This window comes from Mycolicibacterium sp. HS_4_1 (genome assembly GCF_054515875.1).
In genome coordinates, this window is the sequence record NZ_CM137261.1 from 1,386,488 (window position 1) to 1,406,603 (window position 20,116).

Sequence of the window (20,116 nt, forward strand, 5' to 3'; positions counted from 1 at the left end):
TTTTCTGATTCGAATTCGGCCTGTCTGTGGATGGGTAGTTTTTGTTTGGAGAGTTTGATTCTGGCTCAGGACGAACGCTGGCGGCGTGCTTAACACATGCAAGTCGAACGGAAAGGCCCTTCGGGGTACTCGAGTGGCGAACGGGTGAGTAACACGTGGGTGATCTGCCCTGCACTTTGGGATAAGCCTGGGAAACTGGGTCTAATACCGAATATGACCGCATGCTTCATGGTGTGTGGTGGAAAGCTTTTGCGGTGTGGGATGGGCCCGCGGCCTATCAGCTTGTTGGTGGGGTAATGGCCTACCAAGGCGACGACGGGTAGCCGGCCTGAGAGGGTGACCGGCCACACTGGGACTGAGATACGGCCCAGACTCCTACGGGAGGCAGCAGTGGGGAATATTGCACAATGGGCGCAAGCCTGATGCAGCGACGCCGCGTGAGGGATGACGGCCTTCGGGTTGTAAACCTCTTTCAATAGGGACGAAGCGCAAGTGACGGTACCTATAGAAGAAGGACCGGCCAACTACGTGCCAGCAGCCGCGGTAATACGTAGGGTCCGAGCGTTGTCCGGAATTACTGGGCGTAAAGAGCTCGTAGGTGGTTTGTCGCGTTGTTCGTGAAAACTCACAGCTTAACTGTGGGCGTGCGGGCGATACGGGCAGACTAGAGTACTGCAGGGGAGACTGGAATTCCTGGTGTAGCGGTGGAATGCGCAGATATCAGGAGGAACACCGGTGGCGAAGGCGGGTCTCTGGGCAGTAACTGACGCTGAGGAGCGAAAGCGTGGGGAGCGAACAGGATTAGATACCCTGGTAGTCCACGCCGTAAACGGTGGGTACTAGGTGTGGGTTCCTTCCTTGGGATCCGTGCCGTAGCTAACGCATTAAGTACCCCGCCTGGGGAGTACGGCCGCAAGGCTAAAACTCAAAGAAATTGACGGGGGCCCGCACAAGCGGCGGAGCATGTGGATTAATTCGATGCAACGCGAAGAACCTTACCTGGGTTTGACATGCACAGGACGCTGGTAGAGATATCAGTTCCCTTGTGGCCTGTGTGCAGGTGGTGCATGGCTGTCGTCAGCTCGTGTCGTGAGATGTTGGGTTAAGTCCCGCAACGAGCGCAACCCCTATCTTATGTTGCCAGCGCGTTATGGCGGGGACTCGTAAGAGACTGCCGGGGTCAACTCGGAGGAAGGTGGGGATGACGTCAAGTCATCATGCCCCTTATGTCCAGGGCTTCACACATGCTACAATGGCCGGTACAAAGGGCTGCGAATCCGTGAGGTGGAGCGAATCCCTTGAAAGCCGGTCTCAGTTCGGATCGGGGTCTGCAACTCGACCCCGTGAAGTTGGAGTCGCTAGTAATCGCAGATCAGCAACGCTGCGGTGAATACGTTCCCGGGCCTTGTACACACCGCCCGTCACGTCATGAAAGTCGGTAACACCCGAAGCCGGTGGCCTAACCCTTGTGGAGGGAGCCGTCGAAGGTGGGATCGGCGATTGGGACGAAGTCGTAACAAGGTAGCCGTACCGGAAGGTGCGGCTGGATCACCTCCTTTCTAAGGAGCACCATTTACATGCCCTTCGGGGTTTTCCCCCATGCCGGCAACAGTGTCGGGGTTCATGGTTGGGATTGTCGCCGGCGCCTGTAGTGGGCTTGTCCGGCGGGTGCATATGACAACGAACGCTGATCAGCTGGGATGACACGTTGATCGAAAGAATTGCCAGACACACTGTTGGGTCCTGAGACAACAGGCCCGTTCGCTTCCGCCCTTTGGGGTGGGGGACATCATCCCGTTGGGGGTGGTGGGGGTTGTTGTTGCCTCACCGGTTTTGGTGGTGGGGTGTGGTGTTTGATTCGTGGATAGTGGTTGCGAGCATCTAATGCGCGCTGAATTGGTGCCCGGAGGCTTCGGTTTCTGGGTTGCTTGTTCTGTGTGTGTTGATGTGCAATTTTGATTCTTGTTTTCAATTGGTTTTTTGTGTCGTAAGTGTTTAAGGGCGCATGGTGGATGCCTTGGCATCAGAGGCCGATGAAGGACGTAGGAGGCTGCGATAAGCCTCGGGGAGCTGCCAACCGAGCGTTGATCCGAGGATGTCCGAATGGGGAAACCCAGCACGAGTTATGTCGTGTTACCCACGCCTGAATATATAGGGTGTGGGAGGTAACGCGGGGAAGTGAAACATCTCAGTACCCGTAGGAAGAGAAAACAATTGTGATTCCGTGAGTAGTGGCGAGCGAAAGCGGATGAGGCTAAACCGTATGCATGTGATACCGGGTAGGGGTTGTGTGTGCGGGGTTGTGGGACCTATCTTTCCAGTTCTACCTGGCTGGAGGGCAGTAAAAAAATGTCGTGGTTAACGGAAGTGGCTTGGGATGGCCTGCCGTAGAGGGTGAGAGTCCCGTACGTGAAAACCCGATGTCTGCCTTGATGGTGTTCCCGAGTAGCAGCGGGCCCGTGAAATCTGCTGTGAATCTGCCGAGACCACTCGGTAAGCCTAAATACCTTCTGATGACCGATAGCGGATTAGTACCGTGAGGGAATGGTGAAAAGTACCCCGGGAGGGGAGTGAAATAGTACCTGAAACCGTGTGCCTACAATCCGTCAGAGCCCTCGTTTACGTGGGGTGATGGCGTGCCTTTTGAAGAATGAGCCTGCGAGTCAGGGACATGTCGCGAGGTTAACCCGTGGGGGGTAGCCGTAGCGAAAGCGAGTCTGAATAGGGCGTATCCCGTAAGGGTGTAGTGGCATGTTCTGGACCCGAAGCGGAGTGATCTACCCATGGCCAGGGTGAAGCGCGGGTAAGACCGCGTGGAGGCCCGAACCCACTTAGGTTGAAGACTGAGGGGATGAGTTGTGGGTAGGGGTGAAAGGCCAATCAAACTCCGTGATAGCTGGTTCTCCCCGAAATGCATTTAGGTGCAGCGTTGCGTGTTTCTTGCCGGAGGTAGAGCTACTGGATGGCCGATGGGCCTCACCAGGTTACTGACGTCAGCCAAACTCCGAATGCCGGTAAGACAAAAGCGTGGCAGTGAGACGGCGGGGGATAAGCTCCGTGCGTCGAGAGGGAAACAGCCCAGATCGCCGACTAAGGCCCCTAAGCGTGTGCTAAGTGGAAAAGGATGTGCAGTCGCGAAGACAACCAGGAGGTTGGCTTAGAAGCAGCCACCCTTGAAAGAGTGCGTAATAGCTCACTGGTCAAGTGATTGTGCGCCGATAATGTAGCGGGGCTCAAGCACACCGCCGAAGTCGCGGCATCCGCAAGGATGGGTAGGGGAGCGTCCTGCATCCAGTGAAGCAGCCTAGTGATGGAGCTGTGGAGGGTGTGGGAGTGAGAATGCAGGCATGAGTAGCGAATAGGCAAGTGAGAACCTTGCCCGCCGAAAGACCAAGGGTTCCTGGGGCAGGCCAGTCCGCCCAGGGTGAGTCGGGACCTAAGGCGAGGCCGACAGGCGTAGTCGATGGACAACGGGTTGATATTCCCGTACCCGTGTGTGTGCGTCCGTGATGAATCCATTGTGCTAACCATCCAAATGGCACGTGATGATCCTTTCGGGGATCACGTGTTGCCGGCTGCGTGGGACCCTGGTGGGTAGTAGTCAAGCGATGGGGTGACGCAGGAAGGTAGCCGTACCGGTCAGTGGTAATACCGGGGTAAGCCTGTAGGACGAACGATAGGCAAATCCGTCGTTCATATGTCTGAGAGGTGATGCATAGCCGAGTGAGGCGAATTCGGTGATCCTATGCTGCCAAGAAAAACCTCTAGCGAGTGCACACATGGCCCGTACCCCAAACCAACACAGGTGGTCAGGTAGAGAATACTAAGGCGTACGAGTTAACTATGGTTAAGGAACTCGGCAAAATACCCCCGTAACTTCGGGAGAAGGGGGACCTCCATACCGTCAACACCCTTGCGGTGGGTAGCGGGAGGGGGTGGCACAAACCAGTGAGAAGCGACTGTTTACTAAAAACACAGGTCCGTGCGAAGTCGCAAGACGATGTATACGGACTGACGCCTGCCCGGTGCTGGAAGGTTAAGAGGACCTGTTAACTCCTTCGGGGGTGAAGCGGAGAATTTAAGCCCCAGTAAACGGCGGTGGTAACTATAACCATCCTAAGGTAGCGAAATTCCTTGTCGGGTAAGTTCCGACCTGCACGAATGGCGTAACGACTTCTCAACTGTCTCAACCATAGACTCGGCGAAATTGCACTACGAGTAAAGATGCTCGTTACGCGCGGCAGGACGAAAAGACCCCGGGACCTTCACTACAACTTGGTATTGGAGTTCGGTACGGTTTGTGTAGGATAGGTGGGAGACTGTGAAGCGCACACGCCAGTGTGTGTGGAGTCGTTGTTGAAATACCACTCTGATCGTATTGGGCTTCTAACTTCGGACCGTATATCCGGTCCAGGGACAGTGCCTGGTGGGTAGTTTAACTGGGGCGGTTGCCTCCTAAAATGTAACGGAGGCGCCCAAAGGTTCCCTCAACCTGGACGGCAATCAGGTGTTGAGTGTAAGTGCACAAGGGAGCTTGACTGCGAGACCTACAAGTCGAGCAGGGACGAAAGTCGGGACTAGTGATCCGGCACCCCCGAGTGGAAGGGGTGTCGCTCAACGGATAAAAGGTACCCCGGGGATAACAGGCTGATCTTCCCCAAGAGTCCATATCGACGGGATGGTTTGGCACCTCGATGTCGGCTCGTCGCATCCTGGGGCTGGAGCAGGTCCCAAGGGTTGGGCTGTTCGCCCATTAAAGCGGCACGCGAGCTGGGTTTAGAACGTCGTGAGACAGTTCGGTCTCTATCCGCCGCGCGCGTCAGAAACTTGAGGAAACCTGTCCCTAGTACGAGAGGACCGGGACGGACGAACCTCTGGTCTACCAGTTGTCCCACCAGGGGCACCGCTGGATAGCTACGTTCGGACAGGATAACCGCTGAAAGCATCTAAGCGGGAAACCTCTTCCAAGACCAGGTTTCTCACCCTTTTAGAGGGATAAGGCCCCCCGCAGACCACGGGATCGATAGACCAGACCTGCACACCCAGCAATGGGTTTAGGGAACTGGCACTAACCGGCCGAAAACTTACACACACCCAAAAAAACCAATCGTGTGTAAAACAAGACGAAGAACATTGCACATCAATCGTGCCCGCAACCACAACCCACATACGAGTCGAACAGACCACACCCCACCACCAAATAACACCCGGTGGAGGCGTAATTAAATAGAGTTACGGCGGCAACAGCGGCAGGGAAACGCCCGGTCCCATCCCGAACCCGGAAGCTAAGCCTGCCAGCGCCGATGATACTGCCCTGCACGGGCGGAAAAGTAGGACACCGCCGAACACAAATTAGCCCTCAGCCCCCGATGAAAATCGGGGGCTGAGGCATTTTACGTTTCGGCGCCGCGCAAGTCGCGGCGCCGGCCGACGTCATTCGATCAATCGAACAGCGTCGGCTCGTCAGCTCCTGACCGGCTTTTCTCGAGATCCAGAAGCAATTTCTTGCGATCCAATCCACCGCCATATCCGGTCAAGCTGCCATTCGCCCCGATCACCCGATGGCACGGCACGATGATGCCCACCGGATTATGCCCATTCGCCAAACCCACGGCTCGTGAAGCACCAGGTGATCCGACTTGCAAGGCAATTTCGCCGTATGACCGTGTCTCGCCATAGGGAATGGTCAACAGCGCGCCCCATACGCGGCGCTGGAATCCAGTACCCACGAGGTCGAGTTCCAGATCGAATTCCTGGAGGTCACCGGCGAAGTAGGCGGTGAGTTGATCTACCGCATCCTGAAATGCCGTCTGGTCGGGCTCCCAACCGTCGTGGCTGGGTTCGTAGGTTTGTTCGTCCATCCGCAGATGTCGTATCCGGCCATCGCGTCCGGCGAGGGTGATGGTGCCGACCGGACTTTGCATCGTCCGCGTCTGAAAGGTGGCGCTCATGCCTGCTCCTGTTGTGGTGATTGCGTCGTGTCTCTGGTCAGTGGCGGCCACTGGTTGACCGCATGATCCAAGGAAGTCCATAGATGTTGTGTGGCGTACGCGCGCCACGGGCGCCATCGCGCACTGTGTTCGATCAGTTGACGTGCATTGTCCGGTAATCCAGCCTGTTTGGCCGCGACCTGGACTCCGAGATCGCTGGCGGGGAAGGCGTCGGGATCGCCGAGGCCCCGCATCGCGATCACCTCCGCTGTCCATGGTCCGATCCCGGGTAGTTCGGCCAGCTGGGTACGAGCCTGCAGCCAGTCTGATCCGGCGTCGAGTTCAACGGTGCCGGCTGCGAGGGCGTCGATCAATGCGACAAGGGTGCGTCGACGGGACTCGGGGAAGGCGAGGTGGCTGGGATCGATCTCGGCCAGCTGCGACACGGAAGGGAAGACATGGGTCAGGCCACCCATCGCATCGTCGATCGTCGTGCCGTAGGCGACCGCAAGCCGACGGGTATGCGTTGCCGCGGCCTTCATGGACACCTGCTGGCCGATGACCACGCGCAGCGCCAGCTCGTTCTCATCGACCGTGCGGGGGATTCGTTGGCCGGGGGCCTTGGCGACGATCGGTGCCAGGTGCCTGTCGGCGTTGAGGACGTCGATGACGGCCTCGGGGTCGGCGTCGAGGTCGAGTAGTCGTCGGCATCGGGCGATGGCGGTGGCCAGGTCCCGGAAGTCGTCGAGGACCAGTGTGCACTGGACGTGGTTGACGCGGGGCGACAGGCCGACGATCCCGGTGCCGTTGGGAAGTCGGAGGGTGCGTCGGAAGGCGCCGTCGTGCACTTCTTCGACGCCGGGCACCGCGCCGGCCGCGAGATGCCCGAACACTCCCTCATAGGCGAAGGGCGTGCGGACCGGCAGTCGGACGGAAAGCGTTCCCGTGCCGGTGGTTTCGTTTGGTTTGAACCGTGCCTGTGCCCGTTGGCGGAGCTCGGTGGGCGTCAGTGCGCATACTTCGCGAACGGTGTCGTTGAACTGGCGGATGCTGGAGAATCCTGCGGCGAAACCGACGTCCCCGAAGGGCAGCTTCGTGGTCTCGATGAGTACCCGCGCGGTCTGGCTCCGTTGGGCCCGGGCGAGCGCCAAGGGGTTCGCGCCGACCTCGGCCTGGAGTAGACGCTCGAGCTGCCGGGTGGTGTAGCCGAGCCTGGCGGCCAGCCCGGTGACACCCTCGCGGTCGACCGTGCCGTCGGCGATCAAGCGCATCGCGCGGGCGACCACGTCGGTGCGAATGTTCCACTCGGGCGACCCCGGCGACGCATCGGGCCGACAGCGCTTGCACGCCCGGAAGCCCGCTCGTTGCGCCGCGGCCGCGGTTGGGTAGAAGCGGACGTTGCGCGCGAACGGTGGCCGGACCGGGCAACTGGGGCGGCAGTAGATGCCGGTGGTGAGGACGGCCGTGACGAACCAACCGTCGAACCGGGCGTCCTTGGATTGGACTGCCCGGTAGCAGCGGTCGAAGTCGTCGTACATGTCTTCGACAATGGCATGCAGCCGTGCCAAGTACTAGCGGAAAATCGACATCAACGTGGCTCGCGAGACATATTTAATCATTTGTCTCGCAAATAGCTGACGCGCGAGTGCGGCCCTGTTATACCTGAAACGCGTTCTAGTCGGGGTGCACGGGAGGCGCGGGTCAATGAATAGTCGTGAGCAGTTGCCCACGGGCGCAGCCAGATTCGTCGGCCGGGTTGGTGCGTTGGCCGTCGCCCTGGGCATTGGCGTGGCCGTGGCGAACAGCCCGGGCGTCGCATTCGCCGCGCCGGGCGACGCCGGTGGGTCGTCGTCAGAGAGTCATGCCAAGGGCGAGAGTAATGCCAAGGGTGGCGGGGAGAAATCTGACGCGAACAACCCGAAGACCGGCAGGGGCGACAAGCCCTCTGGCGAAGTGAATTCGGCGAAGAAGTCGTCGAAGCGGCCGTCGGGCAAGACGGACGTGGCGAAGCCGTCGTCGGCGAAGGACTCGGCCGACAAGGTGTCGGATTCTGACACGAAGCCCACGACCAAGAAGGTCTCCACCGCACCGACCGTGCAGGCGGCTGACAAGCCCTCGAAGGAGCAGGTGGCGGCGGTCGCGAACGCGGACGCACCCGTGAGCACCGTGCCGAGGGTGCATGTGGCCGCGCCCGTGGCGTCGATCGGTGCGCCGATCGCTGCGACGACCTCGGCGGTGTCGCATGCGCTTGCGGCAGTGGGCTGGACCGGGACGGCGAATGCGTCCGGAAACCCCATAGCGCCACTGCAGAACGCGGCATTGTCCGCACTGCTCGGCGTCACCCGGCGGGAGAACGCGTCATCCTCCGCGACAACGACATTGGCGGCCGCGCCGACGACGCTCCCGAGCACCGCCACGGTGCTCGGCACGTCCCAACAGCTGGCCGCGGAGAATCAGGCCAACGCCATCGTCAACACGCTGCCGATGCAGCTCATGAAGGCGATCCTCACGTTTGGGTTCCAGATCAATGCCAAGCAGCAGTACTCCCAGGCCGGCGGGCCCGACCGGGGGAACCTGAGCCAGCTGGGGCAAGCGGTCAACGAGTACGCTCAACAGGCCGCCATGGAGTACCAACTGCTGAACTCCATGAACCCGACGGTGCTGGAAATGGTTATGCCGCCGCATGATTGGTTCGGTCAGTCCGTCACGGGTACCCGGATTCTCTATGACAATCCGGACACCATCTACCGGATGATGGGGGTCAACTCGACGTCGACGTACGTCATCACGGGCAAGTTCGCGCCCGGTCAGATGCCCGCCGAGACCACGTTCAGTGTGCTGACCGGCCTGGGTGGGACCACAGCGGCGGTGCTCAATGCCAAGGACATGCAGATCAACCCCGACGGCACCTTCGCGGTCACGGTGAGTTCGCGCCCGGCCGCTCAGGGCGAGACCAACCATCTTCAGATTCCGGCCAACACCACGTTGATCGTAGCCCGAAACACGTTGTCAGACTGGAATGCTCAGTCTCCGATGAGTCTGTCGATCCAGCGGGTCGGTGGCCCTCCGGACAGCTTGTTCGCGCAGATCGGTGGCTTCGCCATTCCCGGCCTTGGTTCGTTCGTGGCCGGTAATTCGATGCTGACCAATCTGGTCTCGCTCGTCCCGCCGCTGCCGGTGATGCCGACGTTCCTGAAGGGGCTGGAGGCCTCGGTGGTGTTGGCCCTCGGACTGCAGATGGAGCCGCAGTACATGTCGGTCGCCACACACGATTCATCCGGAAAGCAGAAGGCGCCCAACGTGTTCACCGACCCGGCGAGCAATGCCACGTTCCTGTCGACACAGGTCCAGAGCCCGGGGTACTTCCAATTGGCCAACGACGAGGCGCTGGTGCTGACCATCAAGCCCGGCGATGCGGGCTATTTCGTCGTACCGGTGACCAACGACTGGACCGTCACCAAGAACTACTGGGATCAGCAGACCAGCCTCAACATCGCCCAATCGGTGGCCAACCCGGACGGCAGCTACACCATCGTGGTGTCACCGACGGACCCCGGCGTGGCGAACTGGGTATCCACGGGCGGACTGAACCAGGGCACCATTTCGATCCGCTTCCAGGACATCGACACGACCGGCACCGATCTGCCGAAGGTGAGTTCACAGGTGGTCGCGCTGAGCGACCTCAGCACGGTCCTGCCGCCCGGGACCGTGTATGTCACTGCCGCACAACGGCAAGCGGCCCTCGATCAGCGCAAGGCCGGATTCGACAGCCGCTTCGCGCCCTACCCGCAGGTGTGACTCAGTACTCGTGGTTGGGGCACTGCACGTCGACGTAGACGGTTGCGGCCACGGGCCCGCCGGGTTTGAAATTGCCCGGGTTGTTCACGCCGGTGACCCAGCAGACATCGAGCGGTTTGACGTCGAAGCCGTTGGTCCAGTTGATGTGGACGAGGTAGCCCTCGGACTGCAGATTATTGATGACGTCAGCTGCCGAACCGCTGGTGTCGTAAATGTCGGCAGCGGCGAGCGGTGCGAGCACGAACGACATGGCGAGTGCGCCGGCGGCGGCCATGGCGGAATGTCGCTTCATGCTCACCATGATCCTCCGGATCTGTGTGAAGCAGTTATGAATTTCAGGCGAGAACGGCCAACCGCGTCGGCTCGGACAGCCCACGCAGCGTGACGGTGTCGCCCAAAGCCCAGTGCACTCTTTCCGATTCGCTGACCGCGTCGAGCATGTCCGCGGCGGCCGCCAGCTGACCCGGCACGGACTTGGCGAGCTCGCACAGTCGGGCTGCCGCATTGACCGGTTCGCCGATCACCGTGTACTCGAACCGCTCCTTGGCCCCGACATTGCCGGCCACCACCGTCCCGGCGGCGACGCCGAGCCCGGCTTGGAGCTCGGGCACTTCGTCGCGCAACCGTGACGCGATGGCGCGGGCGGCGGCCAGCGTGTCACCCTCGGCGCACTGCAGTGACACCGGCGCTCCGAACACCGCCAGCACCGCGTCGCCCTCGAATTTGTTGACGAACCCGTGGTGGCGGTCCACCTCGTCGACGATCACGGCGAAGAAGCGATTGAGCAGTTCGACGACCTCGGCGGCCGGGCGGCTGGTCACCAGTTGGGTGGAGCCGATGACGTCGACGAAGATCACCGCCGCGTGGCGTTCTTCGCCGCCGAGTTCTGGTTTTTCCTGCTCGGCCAGGGCCGCGACTTCGCGGCCGACGTGGCGGCCGAACAGATCGCGCACCCGTTCACGTTCGCGCAGCCCGTGCACCATCGAGTTGAATCCGCGTTGCAGCTGGCCCAATTCGGTGCCGTCGAAGACCACGAGATCAGTGGTCAGGTCGCCCCGCTCGACGCGGCTGAGGGCCTCTCGCACGATGCGGATCGGGCTTGCCGTCAGCCACGCCACGATCCACATCAAGAGCGCGCCGAACACCAACGCGAACACCGCCAGCACCAGCACGGCGAAGGCGAATTGGGTTGGCGTGAGGGTGTTTTGGGTCAGCGCGAACACCGCGGCCAACAGCACGCCCAGCATCGGAACGCCCGAGCCGAATGCCCACACCACCATGGTTCGGCCCATGATCCCCGGGGCCAGCCGCGACGGCGGGCGCCCGGCCTGCAGGGCGTCGGCGGCGACCGGGCGCAGCGCGAACTCGGTGTACAGGTTGCAACTGGTGGACACGACGATGCCGGGGAACGTGACACCCAGCAGCAGTTTGGGAATGAACTGCGTGTCGTGCAACGCGTACAGCGTCGTCAGCAGTACGGCGCCGGCGCCCCATAGGAACAGCAGTACCCGCGTGAGCTGGCCCGGTGCCCGGAAGGTGTTGCGCTGGTCCTCGACTGTGGGAGTGCGTTCTTCGATGGCCCACCGCACGCTTTGAATCACCCTGTTGGTCGCCCACACCACGCCGACGAGGAAGGCGAGCATGATGTACGCCGGCGCCACGATCGTGGTGATCCACCAGACGTCGGACCGGAAGACGTTGGGGGTCGGGAACAGCACCGTCTCGATGAGAATCGAGACGCCGACGCCGATCATGTTCGCGACGATCACGAACGTGGTCAGGATCAGTTGGATCCGGATCCGGCGGCGGCGCTGGGTTTCGGAGACGCGCCCCAGAATCCACGATCCGTATTCGGGCCTGGCCTGCAAGCTGGTACGCGGGGTGATGGCTTCCCGTAGCCGTGCCAGGCGCGTCGTCCCGGTCTGGTCCGCAGTCATTGGGCGTCAGCCTAGTTCGTGGGGCGAGTCCGGACCCGGATTCAGTGCCCCTAAGGTGGGTCGGGTGCGTCTCGTGATCGCCCAGTGCACCGTTGACTACGTCGGACGTTTGACCGCACATCTGCCGTCAGCCCGTCGCCTGCTGTTGTTCAAGGCGGACGGGTCGGTGAGCGTGCATGCCGACGACCGTGCCTACAAGCCGCTGAACTGGATGACGCCGCCGTGTTGGACTGTGGAGGAGACGGCGGCGGACGGGGTTTCGGCTCTGGTCTGGGTCGTCGAGAACAAGGCCGGCGAGCAGCTGCGGATCACCGTCGAGGACATCGAGCACGACTCCAGCCATGAACTCGGCGTCGATCCCGGTCTGGTCAAGGACGGTGTGGAGGCGCACCTGCAGGAGTTGCTCGCCGAGCACGTCGAGCTGCTGGGTGTCGGCTACACGTTGGTGCGACGGGAGTACCCGACGCCGATCGGTCCGGTGGACCTCCTGTGCCGGGACGAGACCGGTGCGTCGGTCGCGGTGGAGATCAAGCGCCGCGGCGAGATCGACGGCGTCGAGCAGCTGACGCGGTATCTCGACCTGCTCAACCGCGACAGCTTGCTGGCGCCCGTGGCCGGCGTCTTCGCCGCCCAGCAGATCAAGCCGCAGGCTCGCACGTTGGCGACTGACCGCGGAATCCGTTGCGTCACTTTGGACTACGACAAGATGCGCGGCATGGACAACGACGAGTTCCGGTTGTTCTGATGCCTCGGCGACGTCCGGAGCGGTCTCGGCGCGACCCGCCGCCGCTGCTCGGGCTGTCGTCGCGCCGGGTGGAGACCGGGCCCGACGGATACGACTACGAGGTACGTCCGGTTGCCGGTTCGCGTGCCGTCAAGACGTATCGGTGCCCGGGGTGCGATCACGAAATTCGCCCGGGCACTGCGCATGTGGTGGTGCTACGGGTCGACGACGCCGAAGACCGACGGCATTGGCACACGCCGTGCTGGGCGAATCGGGGGAACAGAGGACCGACCCGAAGGTGGTCCTAGTTGGGGCGCGAGCGGCGCGTCAGTGTGCTTCGGCGGCCGGCTCGACCAGCTCGATCAGCACGCCACCGGCATCCTTCGGGTGGATGAAGTTGATGCGCGAGTCGGCGGTACCGCGGCGCGGGGCGTCGTAGAGCAGGCGGACGCCCTCGGCGCGCAGGCGCTCGGACAGGGCGTCGATGTCGCTGGTCCGGTAGGCCAGCTGCTGCAGGCCGGGGCCGCGGGTGTCGATGAACTTGGCGATGGTCGACTTCTCGTCGAGCGGCGCCAGCAGCTGAATCTGGGCGCTGCCGACCGGCGCGCCGCGGACGGAGAGCATGGCTTCGCGGACGCCCTGGTCCTCGTTGACCTCTTCGTGCAGGACGATCATGCCCAGGTGGTCGTGGTACCACCGGATCGCGACGTCCAGGTCCGGCACGGCGATGCCGACATGATCGATGGCGGTCACCAGGGCGCTGGCCAGCGCGGGACGGGCATCGACGTGTTCGGTGGTCATAACGTAAAGGTAACCTGAGACGACCGAATTTGCGCCTGTGTGATCGGCCACATTAGCCGTTACAGATTTGTTGGAGGATGGAAATGACGACCTCGGTAATTGTTGCTGGAGCCCGCACCCCGGTGGGCAAACTGCTGGGTTCGCTGAAGGACTTCTCGGGTAGCGACCTGGGGGCTCTCGCGATCAAGGGTGCTCTGGCAAAGGCCTTCCCGAATGGTGAGGCCGACGCGTCCATCGTGGACTACGTGATCATGGGCCAGGTCCTGACCGCCGGTGCGGGCCAGATGCCGGCGCGTCAGTCGGCCGTCGGCGGCGGCATTCCGTGGGACGTCCCGGCGCTGACCATCAACAAGATGTGCCTGTCGGGCATCGACGCCATCGCGCTCGCTGACCAGCTGATTCGCGCCGGTGAGTTCGAGGTCGTGGTGGCCGGTGGACAGGAGTCCATGAGCCAGGCGCCGCACCTGCTGCCCAAGAGCCGCGAGGGCTACAAGTACGGCAACGTGACCGCGCTGGACCACCTCGCGTACGACGGTCTGTACGACGTGTTCACCGACCAGCCGATGGGCGCCCTGACCGAGCAGCGCAACGACCAGGACAAGTTCACCCGCGCCGAGCAGGACGAGTTCGCCGCGCAGTCGCACCAGAAGGCCGCCGCATCCTGGAAGGACGGCGTCTTCGCCGACGAGGTCGTGCCGGTGTCCATCCCGCAGCGCAAGGGCGACCCGATCGAGTTCGCCGAGGACGAGGGCATCCGGGGCAACACCACGGCTGAGTCCCTGGGCGGCCTGAAGCCGGCGTTCCGCAAGGACGGCACCATCACCGCCGGTTCGTCGTCGCAGATCTCGGACGGCGCGTGTGCCGTCGTGGTGATGAGTAAGGAAAAGGCCGAGTCGCTGGGCCTGACCTGGCTGTGCGAGATCGGGGCGCACGGCGTCGTCGCCGGTCCGGACTCGACGCTGCAGAGCCAGCCGGCCAACGCCATCAAAAAGGCCGTCGAGCGTGAGGGCATCACGGTCGACCAGCTGGACGTGCTGGAGATCAACGAAGCGTTCGCCGCGGTGTCGCTGGCCTCGACCAAGGAGCTTGGCGTCGACCCGGCCAAGGTGAACGTCAACGGTGGCGCCATCGCCATCGGTCACCCGATCGGCATGTCCGGCGCCCGCATCACCCTGCATGCCGCTCTCGAGCTTCAGCGCAGGGGCGGGAAGTACGCGGTGGCGGCGCTGTGTGGCGCCGGTGGTCAGGGCGACGCCCTGATCCTGCGTCGTCCCTAGTTTTCCCCGCCGAGATGGCGCTTGATGACGGTTTTCCGCCGATTTTCGTCAGCTACCGTCATCTCGGCGACGACGAGGTGTGAACTACGCCTCGTAGTAGTCAGCCCGTCACTCGGGCACAATGGCGCCATGAGCGCTGTGGTGTCCCGGGTGGCGGGCTGGTTTCGTCTGATCGCGTTGGCCGAGGCCTTCAGCTGGATCGGGCTGCTGACCGGCATGTACTTCAAGTACCTCGGCACGCCCCGGACCGAGATCGGCGTGCACATCTTCGGCATGGTCCACGGCGTGGTGTTTCTGGCGTTCCTGGCCACCGGACTGGTCGTAGGCCGGGCTGCGCGCTGGTCCCCGGTCACGTGGGTGTCGGCGGCGCTGGCCAGCATCGTGCCGCTGGCCAGTGTGATCTTCCTGCGCTGGGCCGAACGAAGCGGGGCCCTGGCTGTCGGTGCTCCTGCGGCCGAGGCCGAACCGGAGACGTCAGCCGTCGCGTGACAGACTGGACAGCGTGACTCGTCCGCGTCCTATCGGTCCCGCGCTGGCTGGTGCGGTTGACCTCTCCGCGCTCAAGAACCGTCCCGCCGAAGGCGCTGCCGCTGCCGGTGGCGCACCCGGTGGCATCGAGATCACCGAGGCCAATCTCGAAGCCGAGGTGCTCATCCGCTCCGGCGAGGTGCCCGTCGTGGTGCTGCTGTGGTCGCCGCGCAGCGACTCGAGCGTCCAGTTGGGGCAGACGCTGTCCGCGCTGGCGGCCGAAGACGGCGGCAAGTGGTCGTTCGGCACGGTCAACGTCGACACCGCGCCGCGCATTGCGCAGATGTTCGGTATCCAGGGCGTACCGACGGTTGTGGCGTTGGCCGGGGGACAGCCGATCACGAGCTTCGAGGGCGGCCAGCCGGCTGATCAGCTGCGACGCTGGGTGGACTCGCTGCTGCAGGCGACCGCCGGCAAGCTCGGTAGCGGCGCCGAGGGCGAGGAGGAGCAGGTCGACCCCGCACTCGCGCAGGCCCGGGACTTCCTGGACAACGGAGACTTCGACGCGGCCTTGGCCGCGTACCAGGCGATCCTCGACGCCGACCCGGCGCACGTCGAGGCCAAGGGTGCCGTGCAGCAGATCGCGTTCCTGCAGCGTGCGTCTGCGCAGCGGCCGGAAGCCGTGCGCCTCGCCGATGCTTCACCCGACGACATCGACCTGGCCTTCGCGGCCGCCGACGTGCAGCTGTTCCAGCGCGACGTCGCCGCTGCGTTCAACCGGCTGATCGCGCTCGTCAAGAAGACTTCGGGCGACGACCGGACCCGCGTGCGGACCCGGCTCATCGAGTTGTTCGACCTGTTCGACCCGGCCGACCCTGAGGTCATCGCCGGCCGGCGCAACCTCGCCAACGCCCTCTACTGATCTCTGCTCGCGGTCTACTCGGCGGGCTTGAGCCACAGCGCTGACAGTGGCGGGAGTACCAGGACCGCGGACGCGGGCCGGCCGTGCCAGGGGTCGTCGGTGGCCTCGACCACGCCCATGTTGCCTGCGCCGGCACCGTTGTAGACGGTGGCGTCGGTGTTGAGCAGTTCGTGCCAGGTACCGGTGTGCGGCAGGCCCAGCCGGTACTGCGAGTGCTCGCTACCGGAGAAGTTGAAGACGCAGGCGATGGCCGACCCGTCGTCGCCGAACCGCAGGAAGCTCAGCACATTGTTGTTCGAGTCGTTGGCGTCGATCCACGAGTAACCCTCGGGATTGCTGTCGCGGGACCACAGCGCGCGGTTGTCGCGGTAGATGCCGTTGATGTCGCGGACCAGCTGCTGCACCCCCGTGGAGAAGCTGTGCTCGCCGAGCTGGAACCAGTCCAGTCCTCGTTCCTCGGACCACTCGGCGCGCTGGCCGAATTCCTGTCCCATGAACAGCAATTGCTTGCCCGGGTGGGCCCACTGGTAGGCCAGGAGCTGCCGGAGGCCTGCGGCCTTGGCGTGATCGTCGCCGGGCATCCGGGTCCACAGTGTGCCCTTGCCGTGCACGACTTCGTCGTGGCTGATCGGCAGCACGTAGTTCTCGCTGTAGGCGTACAGCATCGAGAACGTCATCTCGTGGTGGTGATAGCTGCGATGCACCGGGTTGTGGCTGATGTAGTCCAGGGTGTCGTTCATCCACCCCATGTTCCACTTCATCGAGAAGCCAAGGCCGCCAAGGTTTGTCGGGCGGGTGACGCCAGGCCACGAGGTGGATTCCTCGGCGACGGTGACGATGCCGGGGACCAGTTTGTGGACGGTGGCGTTCATCTCCTGCAGGAACTGCACGGCCTCCAGGTTCTCCCGGCCGCCGTAGATGTTGGGCGTCCAACCGCCGTCGGGGCGGGAGTAGTCGAGGTACAGCATGGAGGCGACGGCGTCGACGCGGAGGCCGTCGATGTGGAACTCCTCGAGCCAGTACAGCGCGTTGGCCACCAGGAAGTTGCGGACCTCGTTGCGTCCGAAGTCGAAAACGTAGGTGCCCCAATCGAGTTGCTCGCCGCGCCGAGGGTCGGCGTGCTCGTACAGCGGCGTGCCGTCGAAGCGACCGAGTGCCCACGAGTCCTTGGGGAAATGCGCGGGCACCCAGTCGACGATCACGCCGATGCCGGCCTGGTGCAGCGTGTCGACCAGATACCGGAAGTCGTCGGGTGTGCCGAGCCGCGAGGTCGGCGCGTAGTACGACGTCACCTGGTAACCCCAGGAGCCGCCGTAGGGGTGCTCGGCCACCGGAAGTAGCTCGACGTGCGTGAAGCCCTGCGCCACCACGTATTCGGTGAGTTCGACGGCCAGCTCCCGGTAGCTCAGCCCGGGGCGCCAGGACATGAGGTGCACCTCGTAGGTGCTCATGGGCTCGAATACCGGGTTCAGCTCGGCACGGGCGGTCATCCATGCGTCGTCGTTCCAGACATGGGAACTGACAAAGGTTTTCGACGCCGTCAGCGGCGGCACCTCGGTGCTGAAGGCCATCGGATCGGCGCGATCGCTGACTGCTCCGTTGCCGCTGCGGATGCGGAACTTGTACAGACTGTCGGCTTCGAACCCGGGCCAGAACAGCTCCCACACCCCGGACGAGCCCAGTGCCCGCATCGGGGCCTCGCTGCCGTCCCAGTGGTTGAAGTCGCCGATCAGGTTGACGCCCTTGGCATTGGGCGCCCACACCGCGAACGAGAACCCGTCGACGACGCCGTCGGGTGTGGTGAACGAACGGGGTTGGGCACCAAGGATTTCCCAGAGGCGTTCGTGGCGCCCCTCGGCCAGCAGGTGCAGATCCATGTCGCCGAGCGTCGGCAGAAAGCGGTACGGGTCAGCCGTGACGTGCAAGACGTCGCCTGGGTATTCGACCTCGAAGCGGTAGTCGGCCAGCTTGGTGAACGGCACCTCGACGGCAAACACGCCATCCTCGATGGCCTCCATCGGGTAGCGCTTCTTGCCGATCAGCGCCGTGACGCCGGTGGCATGTGGACGCAGTGCCCGGATGACGGTGCGCTTGCCGTATTCGTGCGCGCCCAGGATCGAATGCGGGTCGTGGTGCTCGCCGGCCAGCAGTCGGGCCAGGTCGGCGGTGGGTGGCCGGAGGTGGCTGGTCACGGTTGCCTCCGCAGGAGGTTCAGCCGTTTGTCGTACGGGATTTGCGGCATATTCAGGATGTGGGCTACTGCTTTGCCCGGGTCCAGTCGTACGTAATTTGCTGCGCCCCATTGATATTCCTCACCGGTGATCTCGTCTCGCACCCAGAACCGGTCGTGTTCCTCCATGCCGAGGGCGCCCATGTCCAGCCACAGCGTTGCTTGCTCGGGGCCGAATGCGTTGAGCGTCAACACCACAAGGACGGTGTCGCCGGTAACGGGGTCGAACTTGCTGTACGCCAACATCGCATCGTTGTCGATGTGATGGAACTTGATGGTCCGTAATTGGCCGAGCGCCGGGTGCACGCGCCGAATCTCGTTGAGCCGGGTCAGCAGTGGCTCCAGGGACCGGCCGCCGGCCAGCGCCGCCTCGAAGTCCCGCGGCCGCAACTGGTACTTCTCCGAGTCCAGGTACTCCTCGCTGCCCTCGCGCACCGGCAGGTGCTCGAACAACTCATAGCCGGAGTAGACACCCCAGGATGAGCTCAGCGTGGCAGCCAGCACCGCGCGGATCGCGAACATCCCTGGGCCGCCGTGCTGCAGGCCGGCATGCAGGATGTCGGGGGTGTTGACGAACAGGTTGGGTCGGTAGAAGTCGGCGTACTCGGCGATCTGCTGGCCGAACTCGGTGATCTCCCACTTGTAGTTACGCCACGTGAAGTACGTATACGACTGGGTGAAGCCGAGTTTCGCGAGGCCGTAGAGCCGGGCCGGGCGGGTGAACGCCTCGGACAGGAACAAGACGTCGGGGTCGATGTTCTTGGCCTGGGCGATGAGCCAGGCCCAGAAGTTCGCCGGCTTGGTGTGCGGATTGTCGACACGGAAGATCTTGACGCCGTGCGACATCCAGAACTTGACCACGCGCAGCACCTCGTCGTACAGGCCTGCCGGGTCGTTGTCGAAGTTCAGCGGGTAGATGTCCTGGTACTTCTTCGGTGGATTCTCCGCGTATGCGATGGTGCCGTCGGGCAACACCGTGAACCACTCCGGGTGCTCCTTGGCCCACGGGTGATCAGGTGCGCACTGCAGCGCCAGGTCGAGAGCCACTTCAAGGCCGTTGTCGCGGGCGGTGGCGACCATGTCGTCGAACTCGGCGATGGTCCCGAGGTCCGGGTGCACCGCGTCGTGCCCGCCTTCGTCACTGCCGATGGCCCACGGAGAACCGACGTCGCCGGGTGCGGCGGTGACGCTGTTGTTCGGGCCCTTGCGGTGCACCTTGCCGATGGGATGCACCGGCGGCAGGTACAAGACGTCGAAACCCATTGCGGCAACCCGTGGAATGGCCTTGGCGGTCGTGGAGAACGTGCCGTGCACCGGTCGGCCTTCGGAGTCCCAGCCGCCGGTGGACCGGGGGAACAGCTCGTACCAGGAGCTGAACCGGGCCCGCGGACGGTCGACCCAGATGCCGTATTGCTCTCCGCGCGTGACCAATTCACGTAGCGGGTACTTGCGCAGCAGGTCCGTGACGTCGGGCGCCAACGCTGCCGCGGCTCGGGCATACGGGTCGCCGGGCTCCCGGAGCCGCCTCGCGGCTGCGAGCAGCGGCGTGCGGTCGTCCTGGGGGACGGCCGTCGCGGCACGCTCCATAAGGGTCGCGCCGACCAGCAGATCGTTGGACAACTCGGCCTCGCTCTGCCCCGCCTCGAGCTTGACCGTGATGGCGTGTCGCCACGTCGCGATCGGGTCGCCCCAGCCGTCGACCCGGAAGGTCCACAATCCGACCTCGTCGGGCGTGAACTGGCCGTGGAACACGTCGGGCGTGAAGCCCTGTGCCATGGGCAGCCGGGTGGGCTTGATTTTTGCGCGAGGCGGAGCCGGCACCGCCGTTGCACCGGGCGGGGTTTCAGCGAGCTGCGGGTAGGTGGGTCCGTGGTAGCGCACCACCAGCGTTGCGGCGACGGCGTCGTGCCCCTCGCGCCACACGGTGGCACTGATCGGAACCACTTCGCCCACCACGGCCTTGGCGGGATATCGGCCTGCGGACACCACTGGTGCGACGTCGTCGATCTCGATCCGACCGGCCACCCAA

13 protein-coding genes and 3 rRNA genes are annotated in these 20,116 nt (G+C 63.4%); 9 read left to right on the forward strand and 7 right to left on the reverse strand.

What is annotated here, in order from left to right:
* Positions 1 to 42 precede the first annotated feature (42 nt).
* The 3 genes from ACX12F_RS06670 (at position 43) to rrf (ending at position 5,347) form a co-directional block, all read left to right on the forward strand.
* A 16S ribosomal RNA gene (locus ACX12F_RS06670) occupies positions 43 to 1,559 on the forward strand.
* Between the two features lie 426 nt (positions 1,560 to 1,985).
* A 23S ribosomal RNA gene (locus tag ACX12F_RS06675) occupies positions 1,986 to 5,092 on the forward strand.
* 141 nt (positions 5,093 to 5,233) lie between these two features.
* Positions 5,234 to 5,347 (forward strand): 5S ribosomal RNA (rrf, locus tag ACX12F_RS06680).
* Together the 16S, 23S and 5S rRNA genes form the textbook arrangement of a ribosomal RNA operon.
* A 94-nt stretch (positions 5,348 to 5,441) precedes the next feature.
* Here the strand turns inward: rrf and ACX12F_RS06685 are convergent.
* Positions 5,442 to 5,951: a methylated-DNA--[protein]-cysteine S-methyltransferase gene (locus ACX12F_RS06685; RefSeq protein WP_459368828.1), complete on the reverse strand. Its 510-nt coding sequence runs from the start codon at positions 5,949 to 5,951 to the stop codon at positions 5,442 to 5,444.
* Positions 5,948 to 7,468, reverse strand: coding sequence for a DNA-3-methyladenine glycosylase 2 family protein (locus ACX12F_RS06690; protein ID WP_459368829.1), 1,521 nt, complete (start codon positions 7,466 to 7,468; stop codon positions 5,948 to 5,950). Before ACX12F_RS06690 ends, ACX12F_RS06685 begins: the two co-directional genes overlap by 4 nt.
* Before the next feature lie 166 nt (positions 7,469 to 7,634).
* Between ACX12F_RS06690 and ACX12F_RS06695 the strand changes: the two genes are divergently transcribed.
* The gene (locus ACX12F_RS06695) at positions 7,635 to 9,728 is read left to right on the forward strand and encodes a DUF1214 domain-containing protein (protein ID WP_459368830.1); all 2,094 of its coding nucleotides are present in this window, start codon (positions 7,635 to 7,637) and stop codon (positions 9,726 to 9,728) included.
* A 1-nt stretch (position 9,729) separates the two neighbouring features.
* On the opposite strand, the gene ACX12F_RS06700 is transcribed toward ACX12F_RS06695, so the two are convergent.
* Positions 9,730 to 10,020 carry a hypothetical protein gene (locus ACX12F_RS06700; protein ID WP_459368831.1) on the reverse strand — a complete coding sequence of 97 codons (291 nt, stop codon included), beginning with the start codon at positions 10,018 to 10,020 and terminating at the stop codon, positions 9,730 to 9,732.
* A gap of 43 nt (positions 10,021 to 10,063) precedes the next feature.
* The gene (locus tag ACX12F_RS06705) at positions 10,064 to 11,665 is read right to left on the reverse strand and encodes an adenylate/guanylate cyclase domain-containing protein (protein WP_459368832.1); all 1,602 of its coding nucleotides are present in this window, start codon (positions 11,663 to 11,665) and stop codon (positions 10,064 to 10,066) included.
* Between the two features lie 64 nt (positions 11,666 to 11,729).
* Here ACX12F_RS06705 and nucS point away from each other — a divergent pair, with 64 nt between their 5' ends.
* Both nucS and ACX12F_RS06715 read left to right on the forward strand, forming a co-directional pair.
* Positions 11,730 to 12,410, forward strand: coding sequence for an endonuclease NucS (nucS, locus tag ACX12F_RS06710; RefSeq protein ID WP_459368833.1), 681 nt, complete (start codon positions 11,730 to 11,732; stop codon positions 12,408 to 12,410).
* Positions 12,407 to 12,697 carry an Rv1322 family protein gene (locus ACX12F_RS06715; protein ID WP_459370265.1) on the forward strand — a complete coding sequence of 97 codons (291 nt, stop codon included), beginning with the start codon at positions 12,407 to 12,409 and terminating at the stop codon, positions 12,695 to 12,697. The genes nucS and ACX12F_RS06715 overlap by 4 nt, the downstream gene beginning before the upstream one ends.
* Positions 12,698 to 12,716: 19 nt before the next feature.
* Here the strand turns inward: ACX12F_RS06715 and mce are convergent, their stop codons facing one another.
* The gene (gene mce / locus ACX12F_RS06720; protein WP_459368834.1) at positions 12,717 to 13,190 is read right to left on the reverse strand and encodes a methylmalonyl-CoA epimerase; all 474 of its coding nucleotides are present in this window, start codon (positions 13,188 to 13,190) and stop codon (positions 12,717 to 12,719) included.
* 83 nt (positions 13,191 to 13,273) lie between these two features.
* Between mce and ACX12F_RS06725 the strand changes: the two genes are divergently transcribed.
* The 3 genes from ACX12F_RS06725 (at position 13,274) to ACX12F_RS06735 (ending at position 15,857) form a co-directional block, all read left to right on the forward strand.
* A complete protein-coding gene (locus tag ACX12F_RS06725; protein ID WP_459368835.1) occupies positions 13,274 to 14,467 on the forward strand; it encodes an acetyl-CoA C-acetyltransferase in 1,194 nt (397 codons plus the stop codon).
* A 129-nt stretch (positions 14,468 to 14,596) separates the two neighbouring features.
* Positions 14,597 to 14,956 (forward strand): DUF3817 domain-containing protein, encoded by a 360-nt coding sequence (locus tag ACX12F_RS06730; RefSeq protein WP_459368836.1) that lies wholly within the window; start codon positions 14,597 to 14,599, stop codon positions 14,954 to 14,956.
* Positions 14,957 to 14,969: 13 nt separating this feature from the next.
* A complete protein-coding gene (locus ACX12F_RS06735) occupies positions 14,970 to 15,857 on the forward strand; it encodes a tetratricopeptide repeat protein (RefSeq protein WP_459368837.1) in 888 nt (295 codons plus the stop codon).
* A 14-nt stretch (positions 15,858 to 15,871) separates the two neighbouring features.
* On the opposite strand, the gene glgB is transcribed toward ACX12F_RS06735, so the two are convergent.
* Together glgB and ACX12F_RS06745 are read right to left on the reverse strand one after the other, a co-directional pair.
* Positions 15,872 to 18,049 (reverse strand): 1,4-alpha-glucan branching protein GlgB, encoded by a 2,178-nt coding sequence (gene glgB, locus ACX12F_RS06740; protein ID WP_459368838.1) that lies wholly within the window; start codon positions 18,047 to 18,049, stop codon positions 15,872 to 15,874.
* Positions 18,046 to 20,112: an alpha-1,4-glucan--maltose-1-phosphate maltosyltransferase gene (locus tag ACX12F_RS06745; protein ID WP_459368839.1), complete on the reverse strand. Its 2,067-nt coding sequence runs from the start codon at positions 20,110 to 20,112 to the stop codon at positions 18,046 to 18,048. The genes glgB and ACX12F_RS06745 overlap by 4 nt, the downstream gene beginning before the upstream one ends.
* Positions 20,113 to 20,116 lie beyond the last annotated feature (4 nt).